Genomic DNA, 20,755 nt, shown 5'->3' with positions numbered 1-20,755 from the left:
CGACCAAGACCCTGAAGCTGATGGTGACGGGCGGAGCCGGTTATGTGGGCAGTGTCTGCGCCGCCCGGCTCGTCGAGGCCGGGCACGACGTGACCGTGGTCGACGACCTCTCCACCGGGCACGCCGACGCGGTGCACCCGGACGCCACCTTCGTCGAGGGTGACGCCGCCGAAGTCGCGCGCCGCCTGCTCGGCGACGGTTTCGACGGTGTCCTCCACTTCGCCGCCAAGTCCCTGGTCGGCGAGTCGATGACGGATCCGGCGAAGTACTGGGAAGGCAACGTCCTGACGTCGCTGCGTCTGCTGGAAGCGATGCGCGACCACGGCACGAAGCGGCTGGTGTTCTCCTCCACCGCGGCCACCTACGGCGAGCCCGAGTCCTCCCCCATCCCGGAGACCGCCCCGACGCAGCCGACGAACACCTACGGCGCGACGAAGCTGGCCATCGACCACGCGATCACGTCGTTCTCGCGTGCCCACGGCATCGCCGCCGTCAGCCTGCGCTACTTCAACGTCGCCGGCGCCTACGGCGTCTTCGGCGAGCGGCACACCACCGAAACCCATTTGATCCCCCTCGTCCTCCAGGTCGCCACCGGGGACCGCGAGCGGATCCAGATCTTCGGTGACGACTACCCGACTTCGGACGGCACCGCCATCCGCGACTACATCCACGTGGTCGACCTCGCCGACGCGCATCTGCTGGCGCTGCGCCACGCCGTCGACGGCGAACACCGCATCTACAACCTGGGCAGCGGCACCGGTTTCTCGGTCCTCGAAGTGATCGAGGCGTGCCGCCGCACCACCGGTCACGAGATCCCCGCCGCGGTCGCGCCGCGACGCGCGGGCGACCCGTCGGTGCTGGTGGCCTCCAGCGAGCGCGCGGGCGACGAACTCGGCTGGAAGCCCGAGCGCACCGACCTCGACGGCATCGTGTCCGACGCGTGGGAGTTCACGCGGTCCCGCCAGGCCGCTCGAGGCTGATCTCGGGCGTTCCCTCGGCCCGTTGCCGCACGACCACCTCGGACACCTTGGACGGCGGGATCATCGCGTTCAGGGCCTTGGCCAGCAGGTCCGTCAGCCCGTGTTCGGGATCGGCTTCGCGTGCCCTCTCCAAGGCCATCCCGGTGATCGCCAGATCCCCGCGGATGTACGAGGCGTGCGCCTTCAGGGCCAGTGCCTCGGCGCGCTCCGGCTCGGGAAGCTCCCTGGCCAGGATGAGCCAGAGGTCTTCCGCGGTCCGCGCGAGCGGCGAGTCCGCGGGGGCGGCGGTCAGCATGCACGCACCCCGGACCTCGACCAGTGAGATGGCCCAGGCCAGCCGGACGGCCTGGGCGTCGGTGACCGCCAGGTCGCCGGACGCGGCACGGGCGAGGGCGGCGTTCACCTCGGCGATCCCCGCCCCGACGACGTCCGCGTCCGCCCACGGCGGCTCGGACATTTCGGTGAGGAGACCGGCGCGCCGGGCGAGGGTCTCCGGTGGGCCGGGATCGAAGAGGCGCTCGACCTCTTCCCGGCTTTTGCGGGTGATGTGGCCTTCGCCGGTGACGATCGCGGCGACCACCGAGTCGCGAGGATCGGGCAGGACGCCGCGGCACGTCTTTTCGCGGTAGCAGCCCCACCGTACGTCCGCGGCGATACGCGGCGCCCACAGCGAGTGCAGCAGCGGGATGCCGAATTCGGCCAGCGAGGCCTCCAGACGGCGGATGAAGCGACGGCGCGGTGGCCGCCCCGCCGGGTTCGGGGAGCCGCCGCCGACGACCGCGACGGTGGCGCCGGTATGCCCGGTCAGGGCCAGCCGCCCCGCGAGGTCGCGTGCCTGATCGAGCTCCAGGCCGGGCGGTGGAAGGTCCACGCGCAGGACGATGCCCTGCTGTCTGCGGTCCGGCCCGCGCTGGCCGAGCACGACGAGGGAGTCCTCGGGATGGAAGCCGAGGAGGTACGGGATCGCGGTGAGCAGGTCCGCCGGATCCGTCAGATTGACCTTGGGCCTGCCGGTCGGGGTGGATGTGGTCATGCCCCCACCCTGCGGCGGGAATGGGGCCGCTGGGTGGGGGCGGGACACATCTGTGGACAGCCGGGACCGTTGTGGACAACCTCGCCGGGCCCCGGCCGCGGAGGCCGGATCCTGTCGGTGGGGTGGTCTACAGTGCGCGGCCCCTCGGGGTCAGTCGCAGTGTTCGAACGGGCTCTCGTAGGTGTTCGAGCCGACCGAACCGCCCCACTTGACACAGGTCGAGGCGGCGGTCTTCTTCACCGGGCCGGCGTAGTACGTGAAGCTGCCCGAGTCGGTCGTACGGGCCGAACCCTGGACTTCGAGGAACGCCGACACCGGCGACGCGGTGCCGAGCGAAACCGCCTTCAGCGTGGTGACGCAGTTGGCCTTGGTCGAGGCGTTGTAGAGCAGGTACGCCGTGCCCGAACCGCCGGCGAGCCCCTGCGAGTCGACCACCGAGAACCCGCTGCCGCACACCTCGGTGGCCTCGTACGGGTTGCCACCACAGGAGTTCTTGCTCGTGAAGCTGGTGTGGGCGTAGTACGGCACCGCGACGCCGTTCAGCTTCGCCTTCTGCACCACACCGTTGAGCCGCTCTTCGAAGTGCAGGTGCGGACCGGACACCCCGCCGGTCGCCCCGGCCGTGCCGATCTGCTTGCCCAGGCTGACGGCCTGGCCGACCGAGACGGACTGCGTCGAAAGGTGGGCGTAGCGGGTTCGCCAGCCGCCACCGTGGTCGATCTCGACCCAGCGTCCGTAGCTGGTGCTGCCTTCGTTGGCGACCCGGGTGATGGTGCCGCCGGCCGAGGCCAGCACCGGCATCCCGGTGATCCCCGACTTCTGGAAGTCGACCGAGTTCGCCGGGCTGTGCCCGCTGAACGTCGCGGCCGTCACCGTCACGCCGCATTTGAACGGGACCTGGAAGTTCGGGGCGGCCGAAGCCTGGGTCGTTCCGGCCATCGTCAGGCCTAGCGCGGGAATGACGGTGGCCGCGGCGAGCACTGCGAAACGGCGCAACCTGGACATGGAGACCTCCATCAGGTGGGGAAGCCGGACGCGTCGAAGCCAAGCCGGAGGAAATACATTTTCCATACAAGCCCGAGGTCGGGTCGGCGTTTTCCGGCCGAAACGCCGACGCCGATTTTCTGTTATGCCAATTGACACAGTTGTTCGCGACTGGCTACGGTTCCTGCCGTGGAGCAAGCACGAGGACGGGGCAGGCCGCGTAAGGACCCTGCGACCCTCGCTCGATGGACCCCTCCCGAGGGATGGTCACGACTGGTCGCCTGGATCTCTCCGGAAGAGAAAAAGGCACTGAAGCACGTGGCGGTCGAAGCCGACGTCCCGGTCGCGGAGCTGATACGGGCGCTGGCCGGCGGACTGGCCGCCGGCGCCATCACAGCCGAGGAACTCATCGGGCAAGTCGCGAAAGGGAAACACGTCATGGAGAAGATCCCCACGCTCTTCGAACGCGACGAGCACTTCCACGTCATCGACCGGCCCCGTGCCGAATGCGCGTGGGTCTTCGACGGCGCCGGGGTGGGCACCGAGAAGCTCGACGGCACCAACGTCCGGCTGACCGTGCGCTCGGGCCGGCTGGTCCGGGTCGAGAAACGACGCAACCCGAGCAAGACGCAGAAGCAGCAGGGCATTGTGGACGGCTGGTACGTGGACACCGTCGGCGGATCCGCCGACGACAAGTGGATCCTCGCCGCCGCGGAGAACACCGACGTGTCCGGATGGTCGGACGGGGAGCACCCCTGCGAGGCACTCGGCCCCCGCATTCAAGGCAACCCCCTGGGGCTGGAGGACCACCGGTGCGTCCCCTTCGACCTCCAGGCGCCGACCCTGGCCGAGGTGCCGCGCGACTACCACGAACTCCGGGATTTCCTCGCCACACTGGACAGCCGGTTCTCGCCCGGGCACCTCGCCGAAGGCGTCGTCTTCCACCATCCGGACGGACGGCGCGCGAAGATCAAGCGCAAGGACTTCCCCAGCGCGGCTTGACGACTCAGGCGGGGCAGGCGGCGGTGGATGGTCGGCCGGGTTGGCCGTGAGTAGCGACTCAGGTCAGAGCCACGAGTACGTCGTGAGTGGCGATTCGGGTTAGAACCCGAATCGCCACTCACGACCCACCCAACCCACGCCTCACCGCCACGGTCCCGACTCACCGCCCCCGGGAACGCCGAATGCCACGCCCGGAACGGACGTGGCATTCGGGTGGAGACGGAGCACTCAGCCGAAGGCGGCGCGCAGCGCGGGTTTCCCGCCCGCCACCGGCAGCACCAGCGACGTCCGGTTCAGTTCGACCGAGAGCCCGGCGCCCGGCTTGGGCCGGAGCGTGTAGTCGTGGTCGCTGGAGGCGACCAGGAACTCGATCTTGTGCCCGGCCGCGAGCAGGTAGTCCTTCGCGACGAGTTCGACCTCGACCTGGTAGTTCTCACCGGGGGTGATCGGGTCGGTGCGGGCCGGGTCGCGACGGTTCTGCGGGTCGGTCCAGCCGCGGGTGATCACCTTCGCGGTGCCGTCCGGGGCGCGGTCGACGAGGACCGCCGTCACGTTCGCGGCGGGCTTGTCGAAGGACACCGACAGATTCGTCTTGGCGGTACCGGAAAGCCGGACGGCCTGCTTCGCCGCCGTGGTGGAGTAGAGCAGGCGGTTGCCCGACGAGGCCGCGTTGGCGAGCTGTTCGACGGTCTTGCTCGCGTCGTCGGCCAGCTTCTCGACCGCCGGCTTGCCCGGGACGGCGTTCCGCGTGTCCAGCTTGCCCTTCGAAGAACCGCCAGGCCACGGGTAGAGCTTGACGTCCTGGGTGCCGGGCAGCGGCCACTCGGGCTCGTCCACCCACGACATGTCCTCGCGCTGGATGGTGGCCTTCGGCTCGCGCTCGATGCCGTTGTCGATGTCGTAGAGGTAGTGCGACATCCACTTGTTCAGCGTGGCGAGCCAGACGTCGCGGCGAAGGCTGTACGGGTCGGCGTGGCCGGCCTGGTGCAGCCAGATCTTGTGCTCGACGCCGTGCTGCTTCAGCGCTTCGTACCAGCGGGTGCCCTGGTCGGTCTTCACGTTCCAGTCGCCGAGGCCGTGCACCACGAGCACCGAGGCACGCACCTTGCGCACGTCGTTGCGGTAGTTCCGCACGTCCCAGAAGGGGCTGTAGTCACCGGTCACCCGGTCCTGGTCGACGGCGATGCCGTCGATCAGCGGGCGGCAGACGGCGCGGTCCTGGCGCGTGTAGACGTAGTCCGCGAGCACGTCCGCGTCCTCGCCCTGGAAACCGCCGGCCGCGACGACGGCGCCGTCGTTGCGGTAGTAGTCGTACCAGCTGGAGATCGCCGCGATCGGGACGATCGTCTCCAGTCCTTCGACACCGGTGCTGGCCACGGCGTTGGGCAGCGTCCCGTTGTAGGAGACGCCGGTCATGCCGGTCTTGCCGGTGCTCCAGTCGGCGACGGCGGCCTTGCCCGCCGCGTCGCGCGCCGTCGCCCGGCCGTTCAGCCAGTCCACAATGGACTTCGCGCCGATGGTCTCGTTGACGTCGCCGGTGCTCGGGCAGCCGGTGGACTGGCCGCTGCCGAGCGATTCGCCGTACACCACCGCGAACCCGCGGGCGGTGAAGTAGTCCTGGTAGCGCCAGCTGATCGGCGCGGCGTTCGGGCCGACGGTCTTGGTCGCGATCCGCGGGCCCGCCGGGGCGCGCTTCGCGCCGGGTACGTACAGCTCGACGTCGACGTTGTGGTTCGCGACGTCGTTGCCGCCCGCGTAGTACGGGCTGGCCTGGTAGACGACCGGGACCTTCATGCCCTGCTGCGTCGCGCGGGGCCGCACGACCTCGGCGTGCACGAGGTCGTCCTTGCCGTCGCCGTCGCTGTCGACCGGCGCGGTGACCCAGACGTTCTCACGGATGACGTCGGCCGGGTTGAACACCGGTTGCGCCTGACCGTCCTTGAAGACCGGTGTCGGCGGCGCGTCGGCCTGCGCGAGCGAAGCCGTCGCGGGAAGGACCAGGACGGCGGTGAACAGAGCGGCGAGTCTGGCGACTCTCACAGGACCCCCAAGGGCGGGCGGGCGAAGACCCAGCTGAGGTTTCCGGCCACCCGAACACGTGTCAAGAGACTAACGTCGGAGGCATGCCGAGCACCGTGGAAGCACCGATCGTCGCCGTCACCGTCTACCCGCACCATGCCCGCGTCACGAGGCGGGCTTCGACGCGCTTGAACGGCGAAACGCGCTTCGCCTTCGCCGGCCTGCCGTGGAACCTGGATTCCGATTCGGTCCGGGTCACCGGTTCCGGGCCGGCGATCATCGCCGGGGTCGACGTCGCCGTCGAGCGCCATCCGGTGCCCGCCGACGCTTCCCTGCGCGCGCTGTCCGAGCAGCGGCGAGCCGACCAGGCCGTGATCGACGAGGTCGCGGACGCCGTCGCCGCGGAGACCGCGAAGGTCGATCTGCTGACCGGGGTGGCGAAGCGCAGTGGCGGCAGCTTCGCGAAGGCGCTCGCGGCGGGCACCGCGGAACCGCCCCGGGTCGCGGAGGTCACCGACGCGCTCGGCACGCAGCTGGCCGAAGCGCTGGGGAAACGGCGTGAGCTCGGCATCCGCCTCGCCCGGCTCCGCGACGACCTCAAGGCGCTGGACCGGGAGATCCAGTCCAGGCAAGGGACGTCCGAAGTGGACAGCGCCACGGTCACGGTCGAGCTGGAAAGCCAGGAGGACGGCGCCGAGATCGGGCTCGAACTGTCCTATGTGGTCACGAACGCGAGCTGGGAGCCGGGCTACGACGTCCGCGTCCGCGGCGAGGACGTCAGCGTGACCTGGTACGGGCGGATCACCCAGCACACCGGCGAGGACTGGCCCGAATGCGAGCTGTCCCTCTCCACCGCGCGGCCGGCGAACACCGTGACGGTGCCGGAACTCGAACCGTGGTTCCTCGACCGCGTCCAGCCGCCCCCGCCCGTGATGGCGCGTGCCGCGTACGGCGGGGCGTCACCGGCGGGCGGCGGCATCCCGGAGTCCGTGGGCTTCCAGAACCTGGCGGCACCCGCCGGGGCTCCGATGGCGGCGCGGACGGCCACCGCCGAAGAAGGCACCACCGCCGTCACCTACCGGCCGGGACGTCCGGTCGCGGTGCCTTCCGGCGCGCAGGGCCACCGGACGACGCTGGCGCAGCTCGACCTGACGGCGAAACTGGGCTACATCACCGCTCCGGCGCGTTCACCGGAAGCGTTCCTGCGCGCGACCGTGGTCAACACGTCGGACCACACCCTGCGGCCGGGGAAGGCGTCGGTGTTCCACGAGACCGAGTTCGTCGGCACCACCCGGCTCGACGTCTGGGCGCCCGGCGAGGAACTCGAACTCGCCCTCGGCGTGGACGACCGGATCCGGGTCGACCGCGAACTCGCGCACCGCACGGCGAGCAAGGCGACGCTCTCCGGCGTGCGCAAGCGCGAGGCCTCCTACGACACGACGATCAGCAACCACAGCCCGCGTGAAGCCGTCGTGACCGTGCTGGACCAGGCTCCGGTCTCCCGCGACGAAGCGATCACGATCCGCGATGTCCGCGCCGTGCCGGACCCGGTGGAGCGGACGGAGCTGGGCGAGTACACCTGGCGGCTGACGCTCGCTCCGGGCTCGAAGACCGTCGTGACGCTCGGGTATCGCGTGGACGTCGCGAAGGGTGTCGAGCTCGCGGGGTGGCGGGAGTAGCCGAGCCGTCCCGACGACGCTGTCGGGCGACGGGGGCTACAAGAGGCCGCGCCTTCGTGCGGCGACGACGGCGTCGCGGCGGTGGTTGACGCCGAGCTTCCGGTAGATGCCGCGGAGATGCGTCTTGACCGTGTTCACCGAGACGTACAGCGAATCGGCGATCTGCTCCGTGGTCCGCATGGACGGCAGCTCGGTGAGGAGTTCCAGCTCGCGTGAGGTGAGCGGGTCGACCGGGGCCGAGGGCCGGGCCGGGAGGGCCTGAAGCACGGCGCTCGCGAACTCCTCGGTGCGCCCGAACCGCCCGGCGCCGCGCACCAGGAGCTCCCGGACGTCCTGTCCGGCGTCGTGGAACGGCCGGAGCGCCTGCTGAGGCGCCGCGAGGTCGAGCGCGCGGCCGACGGCGTCGTGCGCCCGGTTCTGTTCGCCGGCGTGATCGGCGAGAACGGCTTCGAGGAGCCAGCTCTCGATCAGGGTCTGCGCCACCAGCGGCCTGGTCTGCCGCTCGATGACCGGCCGCAGGCGACGGCGGGCCGCTCCTGTCCTCCCGCGGTGCAGGTGCACGAGCGTCGTGAGCAGCGCGTGCTCCGCGTAGGGCGCCAGCAGATGCCGGTGCCGTTCGGTCACGTCCGCCGCCCAGGTGGGTTCCCCGACGCGCAGCGCCAGCCGTTGCTCGATCGGCGCCGTACACGCGACGAGCCAGGGTGCGATCGGTGCGGCCGCGAGCCGTTTCCGGTGGTTCCGCAGCGTTTCGACGACGGCGTGCGGATCGGCGGCGAGACCGAATTCGACGGCGGCGCTCAGCGTCACCGTCAGCATTTCCACGGCGGGGTCCACGACCGGCGGTGAGAGCCGGGTCGCCAGCGCGGAGAACCGGCGGGCGGTCTCCTCGTCCAGACGCTGGTACGCCGCCATCCCGAGAACGGCGTACAGGAACGCCGTCCGCGAAGTCTCGCCCCAGCCCCGGGAACGCGCCAGGTCGAGGGCGGTGCCGGTGTGCACCGCCAGCTCCGCGAGGTCACCCTGGACGCGGGCGATTCCCGCGAGGTGGATCGCGCACTGCAGCTGGACGGCGTCGCGCCGTTCCAGGGTGGCCGTCCGCAGCGCGCGCTCCAGATCGAGTTTGGCGTTCGGGACGTCGCCCAGCCACAGGGCGGCGATCCCTTCCAGGACGAGGGCGAGCAGGTCGAGGTCGACGTCGCCGGTGTCCCCCGCGCTCGTGGCGCGGAGTTCGGCGAGCGCCTTGTCGAGATGCCCGCCGTACCTCGCCCGGTAGAGGACGGCCACCGCGTTCAACGCCCGCAACCGCCCGGAACGCAGCGGCTGGGCCGAATTGTCGACCCTGCCGAGATGGCGGTCCGCGGCGACGAGGTCCTGTGCGTCGAGTGAGGCGATCGCCGCGACGAGCGCCACCTGTGGCCGGGACAGGAGGTGCTCCGGCAGCGCGCCGAGCAGCGCGTGCAACCGCGCACCGTGTCCTTTGAGGACGGTCTGGAGCCCGAACCGCTGGATGTACCGGGTGATCAGTTCTTCGTCCTGTGCGGCGATGCTGTGCTCCAGCGCGGCGAGCACGTCACCCGATTCCGTGCACCATTCCGCCGCCAGCCGGTGCAGCCTGCGATGGCCGCGCGGATGCCGTCTGCCCAGTTCGGCGCGCAGATAGCCGCGCAGCAGCGGATGACAACGATAGCGAGGGCCCTGCCGGGTCACGAGCGCGTTGGTACGGGTGAGCGTGTACAGGATCTGCCCGGAGTTCTCCTGCCCGGTCAGCCGGGTGGCCAGTTCCTCGGTGATGTCCTGGCACACCGAGGTGCTCAGCAGGAACTCGCGAATCGGCGCGGGCTGTGGGCCGACGATCTCCGCGGACAGGTACTCGGCCAGCAGGCGGTCGTCGCCGGTGAAGGTCCGGATCGTCCCGTCGGCGGCCAGCGCGAGGGTGAGGAACCGCAGACCGGCCGCCCAGCCCTGGGTCCGGTCGACGATCTCGTCCAGATCCGCCTTCGTCAGCGCGAGGTTCTGCCCGGCGAGCAGTTCCCCGGTTTCCTCCTCGGTGAAGTTCAGCTGGTGCGCCGTGATCTCCCGCAACCGGCCTTCGAGCCGGATCCGGGGCAGGATCAGCGGCGGCGGGAACCGCGTCGCGATGACGACCCGCACCCCGAACGGCAGATAACGCAGGAGCAGGTTCACGTTCTTGACCGCGTCCGGCGCGACCAGTTCGTGCGCGTTGTCCAGCACCAGGATCACCGGGCGCCGGAGGCTGTTACACGCGTCGACGAAGGCACCGACCCATTCTTGGGCGGAAGCGTCCCGCGGCAGTGCCGGCCCGGGGATCGACCCCGGTCCGGACAGCGACCGCAGGATCGACGACCACAGCGAGAACACCTTGTTGTCGTTGACGTCCAAGGAGACCCAGGCCAGATGTTCACCGAGGGCCTGACCACGTGCCCGTCGCCGGAACCAGCTGCCGAGCAGAACGGTCTTACCGGATCCCGCCGGTGCGTTGAGCAGGGTGACGCTGGGGATCTCGCCCACGGTGGCCTCGTCGAGGACGTCCAGCAACCGGTCCCGCTCCAGGACGTCGGAGGCGGGCGGTGGCGGGGCCAGTTTCGGTGACGGAACCACGATCGGCTCTTCGTCGTGCTTACCCGATGTCGTGCCTTCGACGCGGGTCACCGGCCGGCGCATGACATCGCCGCGCTGGAAAGGACATGCCAGGCGAAGGCGAAAACGCGGGAGGTCCCGCCGACGGCGACGCCGAACGCGGAAAGGACGGCGTCCGCCGAGGCCCGGCCGGTTCCCGGTTGTGCCGAAAGGACCAGTACGAAGGTCAGTGCGGTCAGGACGAATTTGGCTCTGGACCGACGACGCGGCTCAGTGCTCACAGATTGTCTCCTTTCGATTCCCCAGGACGAGTGAGGGAACCGATCTTGCTCACCCTGTGCGGCCGTCACCTCCTCCCTGGCGGGTGAGTCGGGGTGATTCCCGTAGCGAAGAGTGGTTAAAGGAAGGGATTTCTCGCGTTGGGTGACGATTACGGGAACTCGCTTTCACCCGCCACGAAGGAAGAGCTCCGCGCGCCATCGGCGCATTCTGGAGGTCGCGGATCGAGAAGCCCGAAATCTGCCCAGGGCTCCGGCGGTTTGACCGCCGCGCGAGCGTTGCCCGTCGCCGTCGGGGACAACCGGTGGCGGGCAACGCGATTCGTTGTCCCCAAGGCCTCGGACGGGAAATGAAATGACGGATTCGCTCAAGGTGCTGCCGCTCGCGATCACCATGATGGCGGGGCCACAGTTCGTGTCCTCGCTGATCCTGATCACGACGGCGCGCGCGGTGCCGACATCGCTCGCGTTCGTGGCGGGTGTCGCCACGGCCGTCACGGCGGGGACCGCGCTCACGACGTGGCTGGCGGGACTCCTGCCGCCCGATCCCCTCGTCTCCGGTTCGGGCGGTTCCCTCTCCACGCTGATCCAGTACGGGCTCGTCGCGCTCCTGCTGGGCTACGCGATCTGGAACTGGACCCACCGCAAGACCGCGGAACCGCCGAAATGGCTCGGATCGCTCATGTCGGCGGGTCCGCGGCAAGGATTCCGTACCGGATTCCTGCTCATCGCGTTCTTTCCGTCGGACGTCGTCGTGATGTGCGTCGTCGGTCTCGGCCTCGGCCGCGGCGGGGCGGGATTCGGCGCGGCGGTCCCGTTCCTCCTGGCCACCACGCTGATCGCCGCCCTGCCGCTCCTGGCCTACCTCCTCTTCCGGCGCCGCGCGGCCCGGGTCATGCCCGCCATCCGCGACTGGACGAACGACCACGGCTGGCTGCTGAACATCGTCGTGTGCCTCTTCTTCATGGTGCTCATCCTGTTCTGACCGGTGTCCGGTTCCCGCCGCGGCGAACCCACCAGCGCGGTGACCCAGCTGCGGCCCGGGTCGTCGACGAGGACGGCCAGCGCCAGCACCGTCGCGGGCACCGAAAGCAGCGTCCCGAGCGGGCCGAGCACCCAGGCCCAGAACACCAGCGCGACGAACGTCGCCGTCGCGGACAATCCGACGGCGTTGCCGACGTACCGCGGCTGGATCAGCGACTGCAGCACGAAATTGACGACGATGTAGATCACCACGACCGCCACCATGGTCTGCCAGCCGCCGTCGAGGAGGGCGAGAGTGGCGGGTGGAGCGAGCCCGAGCAGGAAGCCGATCGTCGGGATGTAGTTGGTGACGAAGGAAAGCAGGCCCCACAGGAGCGCGAGCGGAACGCCGAGCAGCACCAGCGCGACGACGTCCAGCACCGCGACGACGAGCCCGAAGACCGTGGTCACCACCAGATACACCCGGACGCGACGGCCGAAGTCACGCAACGCTTCGGCCGTTCGCGCCCGTTCTCCCGCTATCCCGGCGATCCGCCCGTCGATGTCCGCCGTTTCGGCGCTGAGGAACAGCAACAGCCCCAGCAGGAAGACCAGGCTCGTGGTGACACCGGTCAGATCGGCGAGCAAGGAGCCGGCGTACGAGACGAGCTTGCCGGGGTCGAGCGACAGGAAGAGATCGCGCAAAGGGGCGGGCCCGGCACCGAATTTCGCCAGCACGCCGGCGATTTCCGTGTACAGCGCGGTGATCCGGTCGGCGTACCGCGGCAAGAGCGCCGCGAGCTGGGCGACCGACACGATCATCGCGACGCAGAAGGCGAGCAGAACCCCGTAGACGAAAACCACGAGCGCCGCCGTCGCGGCCCAGCGCGGGAAGCCGAGGCGTCGCAGCCGGCCGTGCGCGGGACTGAGCGTGATCACGATGACGAGCGCCAGCAACATCGGCGCCGCGAGCCACGCGACCGCTCTGATCCCCGCGATGCCGACCACGATCGCGGCCGCGCCGAGCAGGACGACGAGCGCTCGTGGTATTCGGGGTACGGGACCTTCGGTCACCATGACCCGCGGTTCGCCAGTTCGTCACCGTGGACGAGGACCGCCCAGATGACCGTCACGCACAGGCCGATCACGACCATCGACCACAGCGGATGCGCCGACAGGAACACCAGATGGGTCACCGCGTTCCCGGCGGCGAACAGCACCGCGACCACCCGGGCCCAGATGGAACCCGTGAGCAGGAAACCGCCGGCGATCACCACCAGCGCGCCGCCGATCACATGCGCCCAGGCCCAGCCGGTCACGTCCAGGACGAGCGAGTACTCCGGACCCGAGATGTAGTAGTCGCCCCGCGCCAGCGCCACTATCCCGGCGATGACGTCGAAAGCGCCGAGCATGAGCATCATGACGCTGGCGAAGACGATCCACCCGGCCCAGACCGGCCGGATACCGGAGCGCTCGACGACGTCGGGATCGGCCGTCCACTGCCTGCTCATTTCCGCCCCGCCCCCGACGCCTCGACGTCCTGCGATTCCTGTTCCACCACAAAGCTTTCGCGCAACGCGGTCTCCTGTTCGGCCGTCAGGTTCGTGAAGATCAGCTCCGGCGATTCCTTACCGGCGAAGGCATCCCGCACCTTGTCGATGACGGCACCCGAACTGAGCAGGAACAAGGCGGACGTGCCTTCGGTGACCTCTCCCCTGATCTGTTTGATCAGGTCGTCGTCGATGCCGTAGTCCGACGCCAGACCGCCGAACGCCCCCGCCGCGGCGCCGAGTGCCGCGCCGAGCAACGGCACCAGGAAGATCAGGCCGAAGAGCAGTCCCCAGAACGCGCCGCTCAGCGCGCCCCGGCCGGCCAGATTGCGCAACTGGCGCAGTTTCGGCTTGGAGGCTCCTTCCGGCCACGACACCGTCGCGGCGTCGTGCACCGAGATGAGCTGGTTCTTGGCCAGGCCCTTCACCGTCTCCGCCGCGCGATCCGCTCCTTCGGCCGAGCGGAACATCCAGATGGTCAACGTGTCCACGGCTCACCGTCCCTTCTCGAAAAGTGGGTGTTTCGACGGTGGCCATCGCACAGCCGCGCCGGGGGTGCGCACATCACCTGTGGCGGATGAGCGCCGGTGCGGCGGCGAACTCATCCGGCGGAGGTGATGCCCGCTGCCCGGAGCCGGATCAGTCTTGTCGAAAGGTCGAAAACCCCCAGCTGGCAAGGAGTCGCCCGTGGAAAACCACACTTCGATCGCCGACCACGGGTTGATCGGGGACCTGAGAACCGCCGCGCTGGTGAGCACCGACGGCGCGATCGACTGGTTCTGCTGTCCCCGGTTCGATTCGCCGAGTGTGTTCGCCTCGCTCCTGGATCCGGACGGCGGCCACTGCCGTGTCCGTCCCGTCCGGGAGCCGTACACGTCGCGGCAGTTCTACTTTCCCGGCACCGCGGTCCTGATCACCAGGTTCACCACCCGGCTGGGCACCGGTGAGGTCATCGACTTCCTGCGCCCGGTCCCCGGGCCGGGCGCCGCCACCGGACACCGCCTGATCCGGATGATCCGTTGCGTGCGCGGGCGTATCGAGTTCTCCGTGGACGTCGTACCGCGCTTCGACTACGCGCGCCGTCCGCACCTCACCACGGTCACCGAAAACGGCGTGCTGTTCGACAGCGGGAGGGCCGCGTTGACCCTGAACGCGGTCCGCGAACCCGGGGACGCGCAACTGGCCCACGTCCACGTCATCGAAGGCGGCGTCTACGGCTCCGTCACCCTGGAAACCGGGCAGATGCGCGGTTTCACACTCGAATGGAACGGCGGGGAGCCACGGGCGATCCGGGTCGCCGAGATCGAGCAGGCCTTCCAGGAGACGGTCGGGTTCTGGCGTGACTGGCTGAGCCGGTCGACCTACCGGGGGCGCTGGCGCGAGATGGTCGACCGATCGGCGATCACCCTCAAACTGCTGACCTACGCGCCGACCGGGGCGATGGTCGCCGCGCCGACGACGAGCCTGCCGGAACAGGTCGGCGGCGAACGGAACTGGGACTACCGCTACTCCTGGGTGCGGGACGCGTCCTTGTCGGTCTCTTCGTTGCTGGCACTGGGTTTCACCGACGAGGCGGTCGCCTTCGCCCGTTGGCTGCGGGATCGGCATCTGCGCGGCGACGGCCGGCTCAAGATCATGTACCGCGTCGACGGGTCTTCGGATCTCCTGGAGGAATCCCTCGCGCACTGGTCCGGCTACCGCGGTTCGGTGCCGGTGCGGATCGGCAACTCCGCGTCCGATCAGCTCCAGCTCGACGTCTACGGCGAACTGCTCGACACGGTGTACCAGGCCGACCGGCGGGGCGCCGAGGTCGGGCACGAAGGCTGGAAGGCGCTGGAGGGTCTGCTCGATTGGCTCGCGGCGAACTGGGATCAGCCGGAGGAGGGGATCTGGGAGACCCGGGAAGGGAAGGCCGATTTCACCTACGGCAGGCTCATGAGCTGGGTCGCCTTCGACCGCGGCATCCGGCTCGCGACGGCGCACGGCAGCCCCGGCGCGCTCGACTCCTGGCGGCGCGAACGCGACCGCGTCCACGACCAGATCTGGGAGCACGGCTGGAATCCGCTCAAACAGGCCTTCGTCCAGCGCTACGGTTCGACCTCGCTCGACGCGTCACTGCTGCGCATGGCCGACGTCGGTTTCATCACCCCGCGCGACCCCAGCTGGCAAGCGACCCTGGACGGCATCGAGAACGAGCTCGTCACCGACAGCCTCGTCTACCGCTACGACCCGAGCGCCTCTCCCGACGGCCTGCGAGGCAACGAGGGCACCTTTTCGCTCTGTACGTTCGGCTACGTCACGGCGCTCGCCCGCGCCGGTCATCCGGAGAAGGCACGGCTGGTGTTCGAGAAGATGCTGACCTACGCCAACCACGTCGGCCTCTACGCCGAGGAGATCGGCCCGACCGGTGAGCAGCTCGGCAACTTCCCGCAGGCGTTCACCCATCTCGGACTCATCGACGCGGCGCTCACACTGGACGAAGCCATCGGCTGAACCCGCCGCGCGAAAAGGGCCGTTCCCGGGCGACTGTCCCGGGAACGGCCCTTTCGTCGGCGGCTCAGCCCTGTGAGATGTAGGCCTCGAGCTGTTCCTGGCTCTTTTCGAGCTCTTCCATCCGCGTCTTCACGACGTCTCCGATGCTCACGATCCCGGCGAGCCTGCCGTCCACCACGACCGGCACATGCCGGATGCGGCGTTCGGTCATCAGCACCGACAGCTGGTCCACCGAGTCCTCGGGGGTACAGCTGGCGACCATCTTCGTCATGATCGCGGACACCGATCCGTCGAGCAGCTGGGGTCCGCGCTCGTTGAGTCGGCGCACCACGTCCCGTTCGGAGACGATCCCGACGATCCCGCCTTCGTCGTCGACGACCACCAGGGCACCGACGTTGTGCTTCGCGAGTCTCTCGAGCAGTTCACTGACGTTCGTCTCCGGCGAGACGGTCGCGACGGCCGCCCCCTTGTTCCGCAACAGATCGGAAATCCGCATACGCGCTCCTCCCGGATGGGTGACCTGAGTCACTCCAGGTTATGGCCTGATCGCCTCGGGCGAAAGTCCGGAGAGTCCGTTTCGATGTCCAGCCTGGTCGCGAGCGCGTTGTAGGCCTCGATGATCCCGGCGCCGTACGCGTCGTCACCGAGCGCGCCGAGCGTCCCCCGTCCGAGCGCCCACTGGGCCTTGGCGGCCTCGTGATCACCGAGTTTGCGGTAATCCTCGGCGAGGTTCAGGTGCAGCGACGGATAGAAACCGCGCACCGCCAGGGTCGCGTGGTACTCCTGGGCGCGTTCGTCGGTGAGCGAATCCGCCGCCGCGAGCGCGCGGAGATCCCAGGCGAGCTCGTCGGCAGGGTCGTCGCAGACGTCGGCCATGTAGTGCGCGAGCGCGCACCGGTGCAGCCGATCGCCGTCCTCGCCGATCCGTTCCCACAGCGCGGCGAACTTCTCGCGCGCACCGGCCCGGTCGCCGGAGATGTGCAGCTGGAGTCCGGTGTCGATCTCGGCCATCACGTCGTCGGTCATTTCACCTCCGACGCCGGAGCGGCCCAGGTGTTGCACGACGACGTCGCCTTGCCGGAGAACCCCGCCTTCGCCCATTTCAGCTGGTTGCGGCGGCTGCCGTGGGTGTCGCTGTCGTCGGTGCGGCCGTAGTCGGCGAGGGCGGCGTTGGCCAGCGAGTTGCTGATCGAACCGCGGCCCGCCGCGGCGGCGATGGCGAGCGCGCCGAAGCAGTTGGCCTGCAGTTCGATGCGGCGGACCAGTTCCTTGTCGGCCGGACTGTCCTCGTCCGGCGAGGACATCTTCTCCGCGGCCGCCGACAGGATCCCGCTGGAACGCTGGACGTGGTGCCCGTACTCGTGGGCCATCGTCGCGAGGTGACGAGACCGTTCGAGGCCCGCGTCGCTCAGCATCCACTCCGTAGGCGCGTAGATCGTGGTGTCGCCGCCGCAGTAGTAGGCGACGGCTTCGTTCTCGCTCGGCGCCTTCCCGCAGGCGCTGGTCTCGGGCAGGGTCACCTGCACGGTCGCCGTCAAGGCCGGCTCGTTCGCCTGCTCCAGCGCCGGTTTCCAGGCGTCGGCGAGACACGCGGCGAAGGTCTTGTAGTACGCCTCCAGCTTCGCCGGGTCGCGGCTGATCGGCGGCAGACGGCAGGTCACCGCGCCCAGCGCGACGCCCTCGGCCAGCAACGGGTTCGTCTCCAGTTCCCGCACCTCCTTGGGCGCGGGTTTCGCCTTCCCGGCCGGCGCCTTGGCGCCTTCGGAGGTCAGCGCGCCGGGCACCGCGAGGGCCTGGCCGTCGACCGTCCGCGGTCCGCCCGCCATCGCCATCCCCGCGGCGGTCAAGGCGGCGACGAGGAGCAGGCCGACCACGGCGGCACCGGTGTTGCGTGGCCGTTCGGGGCGAGGGGGAAACGGCGTGAACGGTCTGGGTACCTCGTCGGTGCCGGTCATGGTCTCCCCCAAGCGTGCGAGTCATCAGCATACGGAGGTGAGCAGGTCAGGCGAAGACACGCGCCGAAAACGGACGTCTGGTGGCGCCGGGGCGGGCACCCCGGCGAGACTGTGGACATGAGTGACGAGGACCCGTACCTGTGGCTGGAAGACGTGACCGGCGCCGAAGCGCTGGACTGGGTGCGAGCCCGCAACGCCGAGGCTCTGGCGGAGCTGTCCACCGGTGACCGATTCGCCGGGATCCGTGACGAGGTCCGCGAGGTCCTCGACGCCGACGACCGGATCCCGTACGTCCGGCGCCGCGGCGAGTATCTGTACAACTTCTGGCAGGACTCGGCGAACCCCCGCGGCCTGTGGCGCCGCACCACGCTGGAGCAGTACCGGCTCGACGCGCCGGAGTGGGAGCTCCTGCTCGACGTCGACGCGCTGGCCGAGACCGACGGCGAGAACTGGGTGTGGCAGGGGGCGGCGGTGCTGCGGCCGGGCTATCACCTGGCGCTGGTCGAACTGTCGCGCGGCGGCGCCGACGCGACCGTCGTCCGCGAATTCGACCTCGACGAACGCCGCTTCGTCGACGACGGCTTCTTCGTGCCCGAGGCCAAGACCCGGATCGGCTGGATCGACCGCGACCGCGTCTACATCGGCACCGATTTCGGGACCGGGACGCTGACGAACTCGGGCTACCCGCGGCTGGCCAAGGAATGGCGCCGCGGCACCCCGCTCGAAGAGGCGACGGTGGTCTTCGAGGGCAAACCCGACGACGTCTCGGTGTCGGCCCACCATGACCCGACCGAGGGATACGAGCGCGACTTCGTCTACCGGTCGATAGATTTCTACCGGACCGAGCGCTACCTCCGGACGTCCGGCGGACTCGAACGGATCGAGGTCCCCGAAGACGCGCAGACGTCCTCGCACCGCGAGTGGTTGCTGATCCGCCTCCGTTCGGACTGGACGGTGGACGGCACCACCTACCCGACGGGCACCCTGCTCGCCTCCGGCTTCGACGCGTTCATGGCCGGCGAGCGCACCTTCACGACGCTGTTCACCCCGGACGCGCACACGTCGCTGGAGTACTGGGCGTGGACGCACAACCACCTGCTGCTCTCGACGCTGTCCGACGTCCGGACCGAACTGCGCGTGCTCACCCCGGAGGACGGCTGGAGCTCGCAGCCGCTCGCCGGCGCCCCCGAACTGGGCACGGCGGAGATCACCGGCACCGACCCCGACGTCAGCGACGAGTACCTGCTCGACTCCAGCGGCTACACCCAGCCGTCGACGCTGAGCTACGGGCACGTCGGCGGCGACGTCGAAGTGCTCAAGCGGGCTCCAGCGTTCTTCGACAGCGAAGGCATGACGGTCTCGCAGTACTTCGCGACGTCGGAGGACGGCACGAAGATCCCGTACTTCGTCGTACGCCCCTCGGGCGCTGAAGGCGGCCCGACGCTGCTGACCGGGTACGGCGGCTTCGAGGTCTCGCTGACCCCCGGCTACAGCGGCGTGATCGGCCGAGGCTGGCTCTCGCGCGGCGGCACGTACGTCGTCGCGAACATCCGCGGCGGCGGCGAGTACGGGCCGAGCTGGCACACCTCGGTCACCAAGGCCAAGCGGTACAAGGTCTACGAGGACTTCTCGGCGGTCGCCGCCGATCTCCTCGAACGCGGTATCGCCCAGCCGGGCCGCCTCGGCATCCAGGGCGGCAGCAACGGCGGGCTGCTGATGGGCGTCATGCTCACGCGGTACCCGCACCTGTTCGGCGCGATCGTGAGCCAGGTGCCACTGCTGGACATGAAGCGGTACCACAAACTCCTCGCCGGAGCGTCGTGGATGGCCGAGTACGGCGACCCCGACGACCCGGCGGAATGGGACTTCATCGGGAAGTACTCGCCGTACCAGAACGTCCGAAGTGGAGCGGACTACCCGCCGGTCCTGTTCGTCACGTCCACCCGGGACGACCGGGTGCATCCCGCGCACGCGCGCAAAATGGTCGCGCGGATGCTGGAGCAGGGCCACGACGTCCGCTACCACGAGAACATCGAGGGCGGGCACGGCGCCGCGGCCGACAACGAGCAGCTGGCCTTCAAATGGGCGCTGATGCTCGAATTCCTGTGGGAGAAGCTCACCGCCTGAGCGCCGCCGCTGCGTCAGGAAAGGGTCTTTCAGGACAAGAGATGTCTTGAAAGACCCTTTCCTGTCACCCGGTTCAGGCGGTCACGCGTGCCAGCACCACCCCTCCCACGATCAGCGCCATCGCGGCGAACCGCCCGAAACTCATCGGATCCTTGTGGACCACGACGCCGAACACGATCGCGCCCACCGCGCCGATCCCGGTGAACACGGCGTACGCGGTGCCCACCGGGAGCGAGTCCATCGCCTTGGAAAGCAGGTAGACCGCGGCCACGCCGAGCACGAAACAGAGCACCGTCGGCCAGAGCCGGGTGAAGTTCTCCGTCGGTTTGATGCTCTGCGACCAGGCCACTTCGACGATGCCCGCGAAGATCAGGACTCCCCAGCCCATCAGGCCACCGTTCCGGTCGAGGCCAGCGTTTCCGCGACCAGCAGCGCCTTTTCCCGCGACGCGGCCCTGTCGGCGTCGCGCGGGCTCAGCCGCGGGTCGACGAGCGCGTTCGTGAGTTCGGCGTGCAGGAACGTGACGTCGTGGACGTCGTAATGCCCGGCGAAGAAGTCCCGCAGGTAGCGCTCGTGGTGGTCGACCGGCTCGCGCGGCGTTCCCGGCAGGTAGGTGCCGCCTCGCGCCCCGGCGACCACGAAAGCCTTGCCCGCCAACGACATCTTCGGGAACGTCACCTGGTCGATCCACAGTTTGAGGCTCGCCGGGATCGAGAAGTTGTACATCGGCGCGCCGATCAGCACCACGTCGGCGGCGAGGAGTTCGGCCAGCAGCGGTTCGATGACGGCCCAGGCCTCACGCTGCTCGGGCGTCTTCACCACCGACGCGTATCCGGCGGGATCGGTGATCTCGCCGGCGAGGAGGGCGTCGCAGATCTCGGTCCACGCCTGCCCGATCGGCGGCACCGGCTCGGCCGCCACGTCCCGGTAGGTGTAGCCCGCGCCGGGGTGCGCGGCACGCCAGACGCCGGCGAACCGAGCGCTCAGCTCGCGGGAGAAGGACGCGCTGCGGGCGCTGGAGTCGAGGTGGAGAAGGTGGCTCATCGGGCCTCCCGGACCAGGAAGTGGACACGGCGTCCACTTGCTTCGCCGGG

Annotated in this window: 18 protein-coding genes and 1 pseudogene; 6 read left to right on the top strand and 13 right to left on the bottom strand. The window is 69.5% G+C overall.

Translation table 11 applies throughout. From position 1 onward, the window contains the following. The first annotated feature begins 20 nt into the window (after positions 1-20). Positions 21-980: a UDP-glucose 4-epimerase GalE gene (gene galE, locus H5J31_RS04295; RefSeq protein WP_207897426.1), complete on the top strand. Its 960-nt coding sequence runs from the start codon at positions 21-23 to the stop codon at positions 978-980. On the opposite strand, the gene H5J31_RS04290 is transcribed toward galE, so the two are convergent. Continuing rightward, positions 949-2,013, bottom strand: coding sequence for a DUF4192 domain-containing protein (locus H5J31_RS04290; protein ID WP_181771114.1), 1,065 nt, complete (start codon positions 2,011-2,013; stop codon positions 949-951). The genes galE and H5J31_RS04290 overlap by 32 nt on opposite strands. A 150-nt stretch (positions 2,014-2,163) precedes the next feature. Next, positions 2,164-3,018 carry a M23 family metallopeptidase gene (locus H5J31_RS04285; protein ID WP_181771113.1) on the bottom strand — a complete coding sequence of 285 codons (855 nt, stop codon included), beginning with the start codon at positions 3,016-3,018 and terminating at the stop codon, positions 2,164-2,166. A gap of 297 nt (positions 3,019-3,315) precedes the next feature. On the opposite strand from H5J31_RS04285, the gene H5J31_RS04280 reads away from it, so the two are divergent. Beyond that, positions 3,316-3,999, top strand: a complete 684-nt coding sequence (locus H5J31_RS04280; RefSeq protein WP_181771112.1) for an RNA ligase family protein — start codon at positions 3,316-3,318, stop codon at positions 3,997-3,999. 228 nt (positions 4,000-4,227) lie between these two features. On the opposite strand, the gene H5J31_RS04275 is transcribed toward H5J31_RS04280, so the two are convergent. Further along, positions 4,228-6,039, bottom strand: a complete 1,812-nt coding sequence (locus tag H5J31_RS04275; RefSeq protein ID WP_181771111.1) for a Xaa-Pro dipeptidyl-peptidase — start codon at positions 6,037-6,039, stop codon at positions 4,228-4,230. Between the two features lie 83 nt (positions 6,040-6,122). Here H5J31_RS04275 and H5J31_RS04270 point away from each other — a divergent pair, with 83 nt between their 5' ends. Then, the gene (locus H5J31_RS04270) at positions 6,123-7,697 is read left to right on the top strand and encodes a DUF4139 domain-containing protein (protein WP_181771110.1); all 1,575 of its coding nucleotides are present in this window, start codon (positions 6,123-6,125) and stop codon (positions 7,695-7,697) included. A gap of 36 nt (positions 7,698-7,733) precedes the next feature. Here H5J31_RS04270 and H5J31_RS04265 read toward each other — a convergent pair whose 3' ends face one another. Together H5J31_RS04265 and H5J31_RS04260 are read right to left on the bottom strand one after the other, a co-directional pair. Then, positions 7,734-10,379 carry a LuxR C-terminal-related transcriptional regulator gene (locus H5J31_RS04265; protein ID WP_181771109.1) on the bottom strand — a complete coding sequence of 882 codons (2,646 nt, stop codon included), beginning with the start codon at positions 10,377-10,379 and terminating at the stop codon, positions 7,734-7,736. Then, positions 10,364-10,576, bottom strand: a complete 213-nt coding sequence (locus tag H5J31_RS04260; RefSeq protein ID WP_181771108.1) for a hypothetical protein — start codon at positions 10,574-10,576, stop codon at positions 10,364-10,366. The genes H5J31_RS04265 and H5J31_RS04260 overlap by 16 nt, the downstream gene beginning before the upstream one ends. A gap of 352 nt (positions 10,577-10,928) precedes the next feature. Here H5J31_RS04260 and H5J31_RS04255 point away from each other — a divergent pair. Continuing rightward, positions 10,929-11,492 (top strand): annotated as a pseudogene (locus H5J31_RS04255) (GAP family protein); the annotation flags it as partial. On the opposite strand, the gene H5J31_RS39770 reads toward H5J31_RS04255, so the two are convergent. From H5J31_RS39770 to H5J31_RS04245, 3 genes are read right to left on the bottom strand one after another with little or no spacing between them, the layout of a single operon-like run. Beyond that, positions 11,435-12,613, bottom strand: coding sequence for an AI-2E family transporter (locus tag H5J31_RS39770; protein ID WP_328701374.1), 1,179 nt, complete (start codon positions 12,611-12,613; stop codon positions 11,435-11,437). The pseudogene H5J31_RS04255 and the gene H5J31_RS39770 sit on opposite strands and share 58 nt — an antisense overlap. Then, on the bottom strand, positions 12,607-13,047 hold the full coding sequence (locus H5J31_RS04250; protein ID WP_181771106.1) for a DUF7144 family membrane protein: 441 nt from the start codon (positions 13,045-13,047) through the stop codon (positions 12,607-12,609). The genes H5J31_RS39770 and H5J31_RS04250 overlap by 7 nt, the downstream gene beginning before the upstream one ends. Further along, positions 13,044-13,577 carry a DUF1269 domain-containing protein gene (locus H5J31_RS04245; RefSeq protein WP_181771105.1) on the bottom strand — a complete coding sequence of 178 codons (534 nt, stop codon included), beginning with the start codon at positions 13,575-13,577 and terminating at the stop codon, positions 13,044-13,046. The genes H5J31_RS04250 and H5J31_RS04245 overlap by 4 nt, the downstream gene beginning before the upstream one ends. Positions 13,578-13,773: 196 nt before the next feature. On the opposite strand from H5J31_RS04245, the gene H5J31_RS04240 reads away from it, so the two are divergent. Continuing rightward, positions 13,774-15,579: a glycoside hydrolase family 15 protein gene (locus H5J31_RS04240; RefSeq protein WP_181771104.1), complete on the top strand. Its 1,806-nt coding sequence runs from the start codon at positions 13,774-13,776 to the stop codon at positions 15,577-15,579. A gap of 64 nt (positions 15,580-15,643) precedes the next feature. On the opposite strand, the gene H5J31_RS04235 is transcribed toward H5J31_RS04240, so the two are convergent. Genes H5J31_RS04235 through H5J31_RS04225 form a run of 3 tightly spaced genes read right to left on the bottom strand, consistent with a single transcriptional unit; the run spans position 15,644 to position 17,534 of the window. After that, on the bottom strand, positions 15,644-16,075 hold the full coding sequence (locus H5J31_RS04235; protein WP_181771103.1) for a CBS domain-containing protein: 432 nt from the start codon (positions 16,073-16,075) through the stop codon (positions 15,644-15,646). Positions 16,076-16,104: 29 nt separating this feature from the next. After that, positions 16,105-16,605: a hypothetical protein gene (locus H5J31_RS04230; RefSeq protein ID WP_181771102.1), complete on the bottom strand. Its 501-nt coding sequence runs from the start codon at positions 16,603-16,605 to the stop codon at positions 16,105-16,107. Further along, on the bottom strand, positions 16,602-17,534 hold the full coding sequence (locus tag H5J31_RS04225; RefSeq protein WP_181771101.1) for a neutral zinc metallopeptidase: 933 nt from the start codon (positions 17,532-17,534) through the stop codon (positions 16,602-16,604). The genes H5J31_RS04230 and H5J31_RS04225 overlap by 4 nt, the downstream gene beginning before the upstream one ends. A gap of 117 nt (positions 17,535-17,651) precedes the next feature. Between H5J31_RS04225 and H5J31_RS04220 the strand changes: the two genes are divergently transcribed. Further along, entirely contained in the window at positions 17,652-19,661 is a 2,010-nt protein-coding gene (locus H5J31_RS04220; protein WP_181771100.1) for a prolyl oligopeptidase family serine peptidase, read from the top strand. A 73-nt stretch (positions 19,662-19,734) separates the two neighbouring features. Here the strand turns inward: H5J31_RS04220 and H5J31_RS04215 are convergent, their stop codons facing one another. Together H5J31_RS04215 and H5J31_RS04210 are read right to left on the bottom strand one after the other, a co-directional pair. After that, positions 19,735-20,049, bottom strand: coding sequence for a DMT family transporter (locus H5J31_RS04215; protein WP_181771099.1), 315 nt, complete (start codon positions 20,047-20,049; stop codon positions 19,735-19,737). Beyond that, positions 20,049-20,705, bottom strand: coding sequence for an FMN-dependent NADH-azoreductase (locus tag H5J31_RS04210; protein WP_181771098.1), 657 nt, complete (start codon positions 20,703-20,705; stop codon positions 20,049-20,051). The genes H5J31_RS04215 and H5J31_RS04210 overlap by 1 nt, the downstream gene beginning before the upstream one ends. Positions 20,706-20,755 lie beyond the last annotated feature (50 nt).

It is taken from the genome of Amycolatopsis pittospori (assembly GCF_013870525.1).
GTDB classification, from domain to species: domain Bacteria; phylum Actinomycetota; class Actinomycetes; order Mycobacteriales; family Pseudonocardiaceae; genus Amycolatopsis; species Amycolatopsis pittospori.
This window is presented reverse-complemented; position numbering and strand designations above follow the sequence as displayed.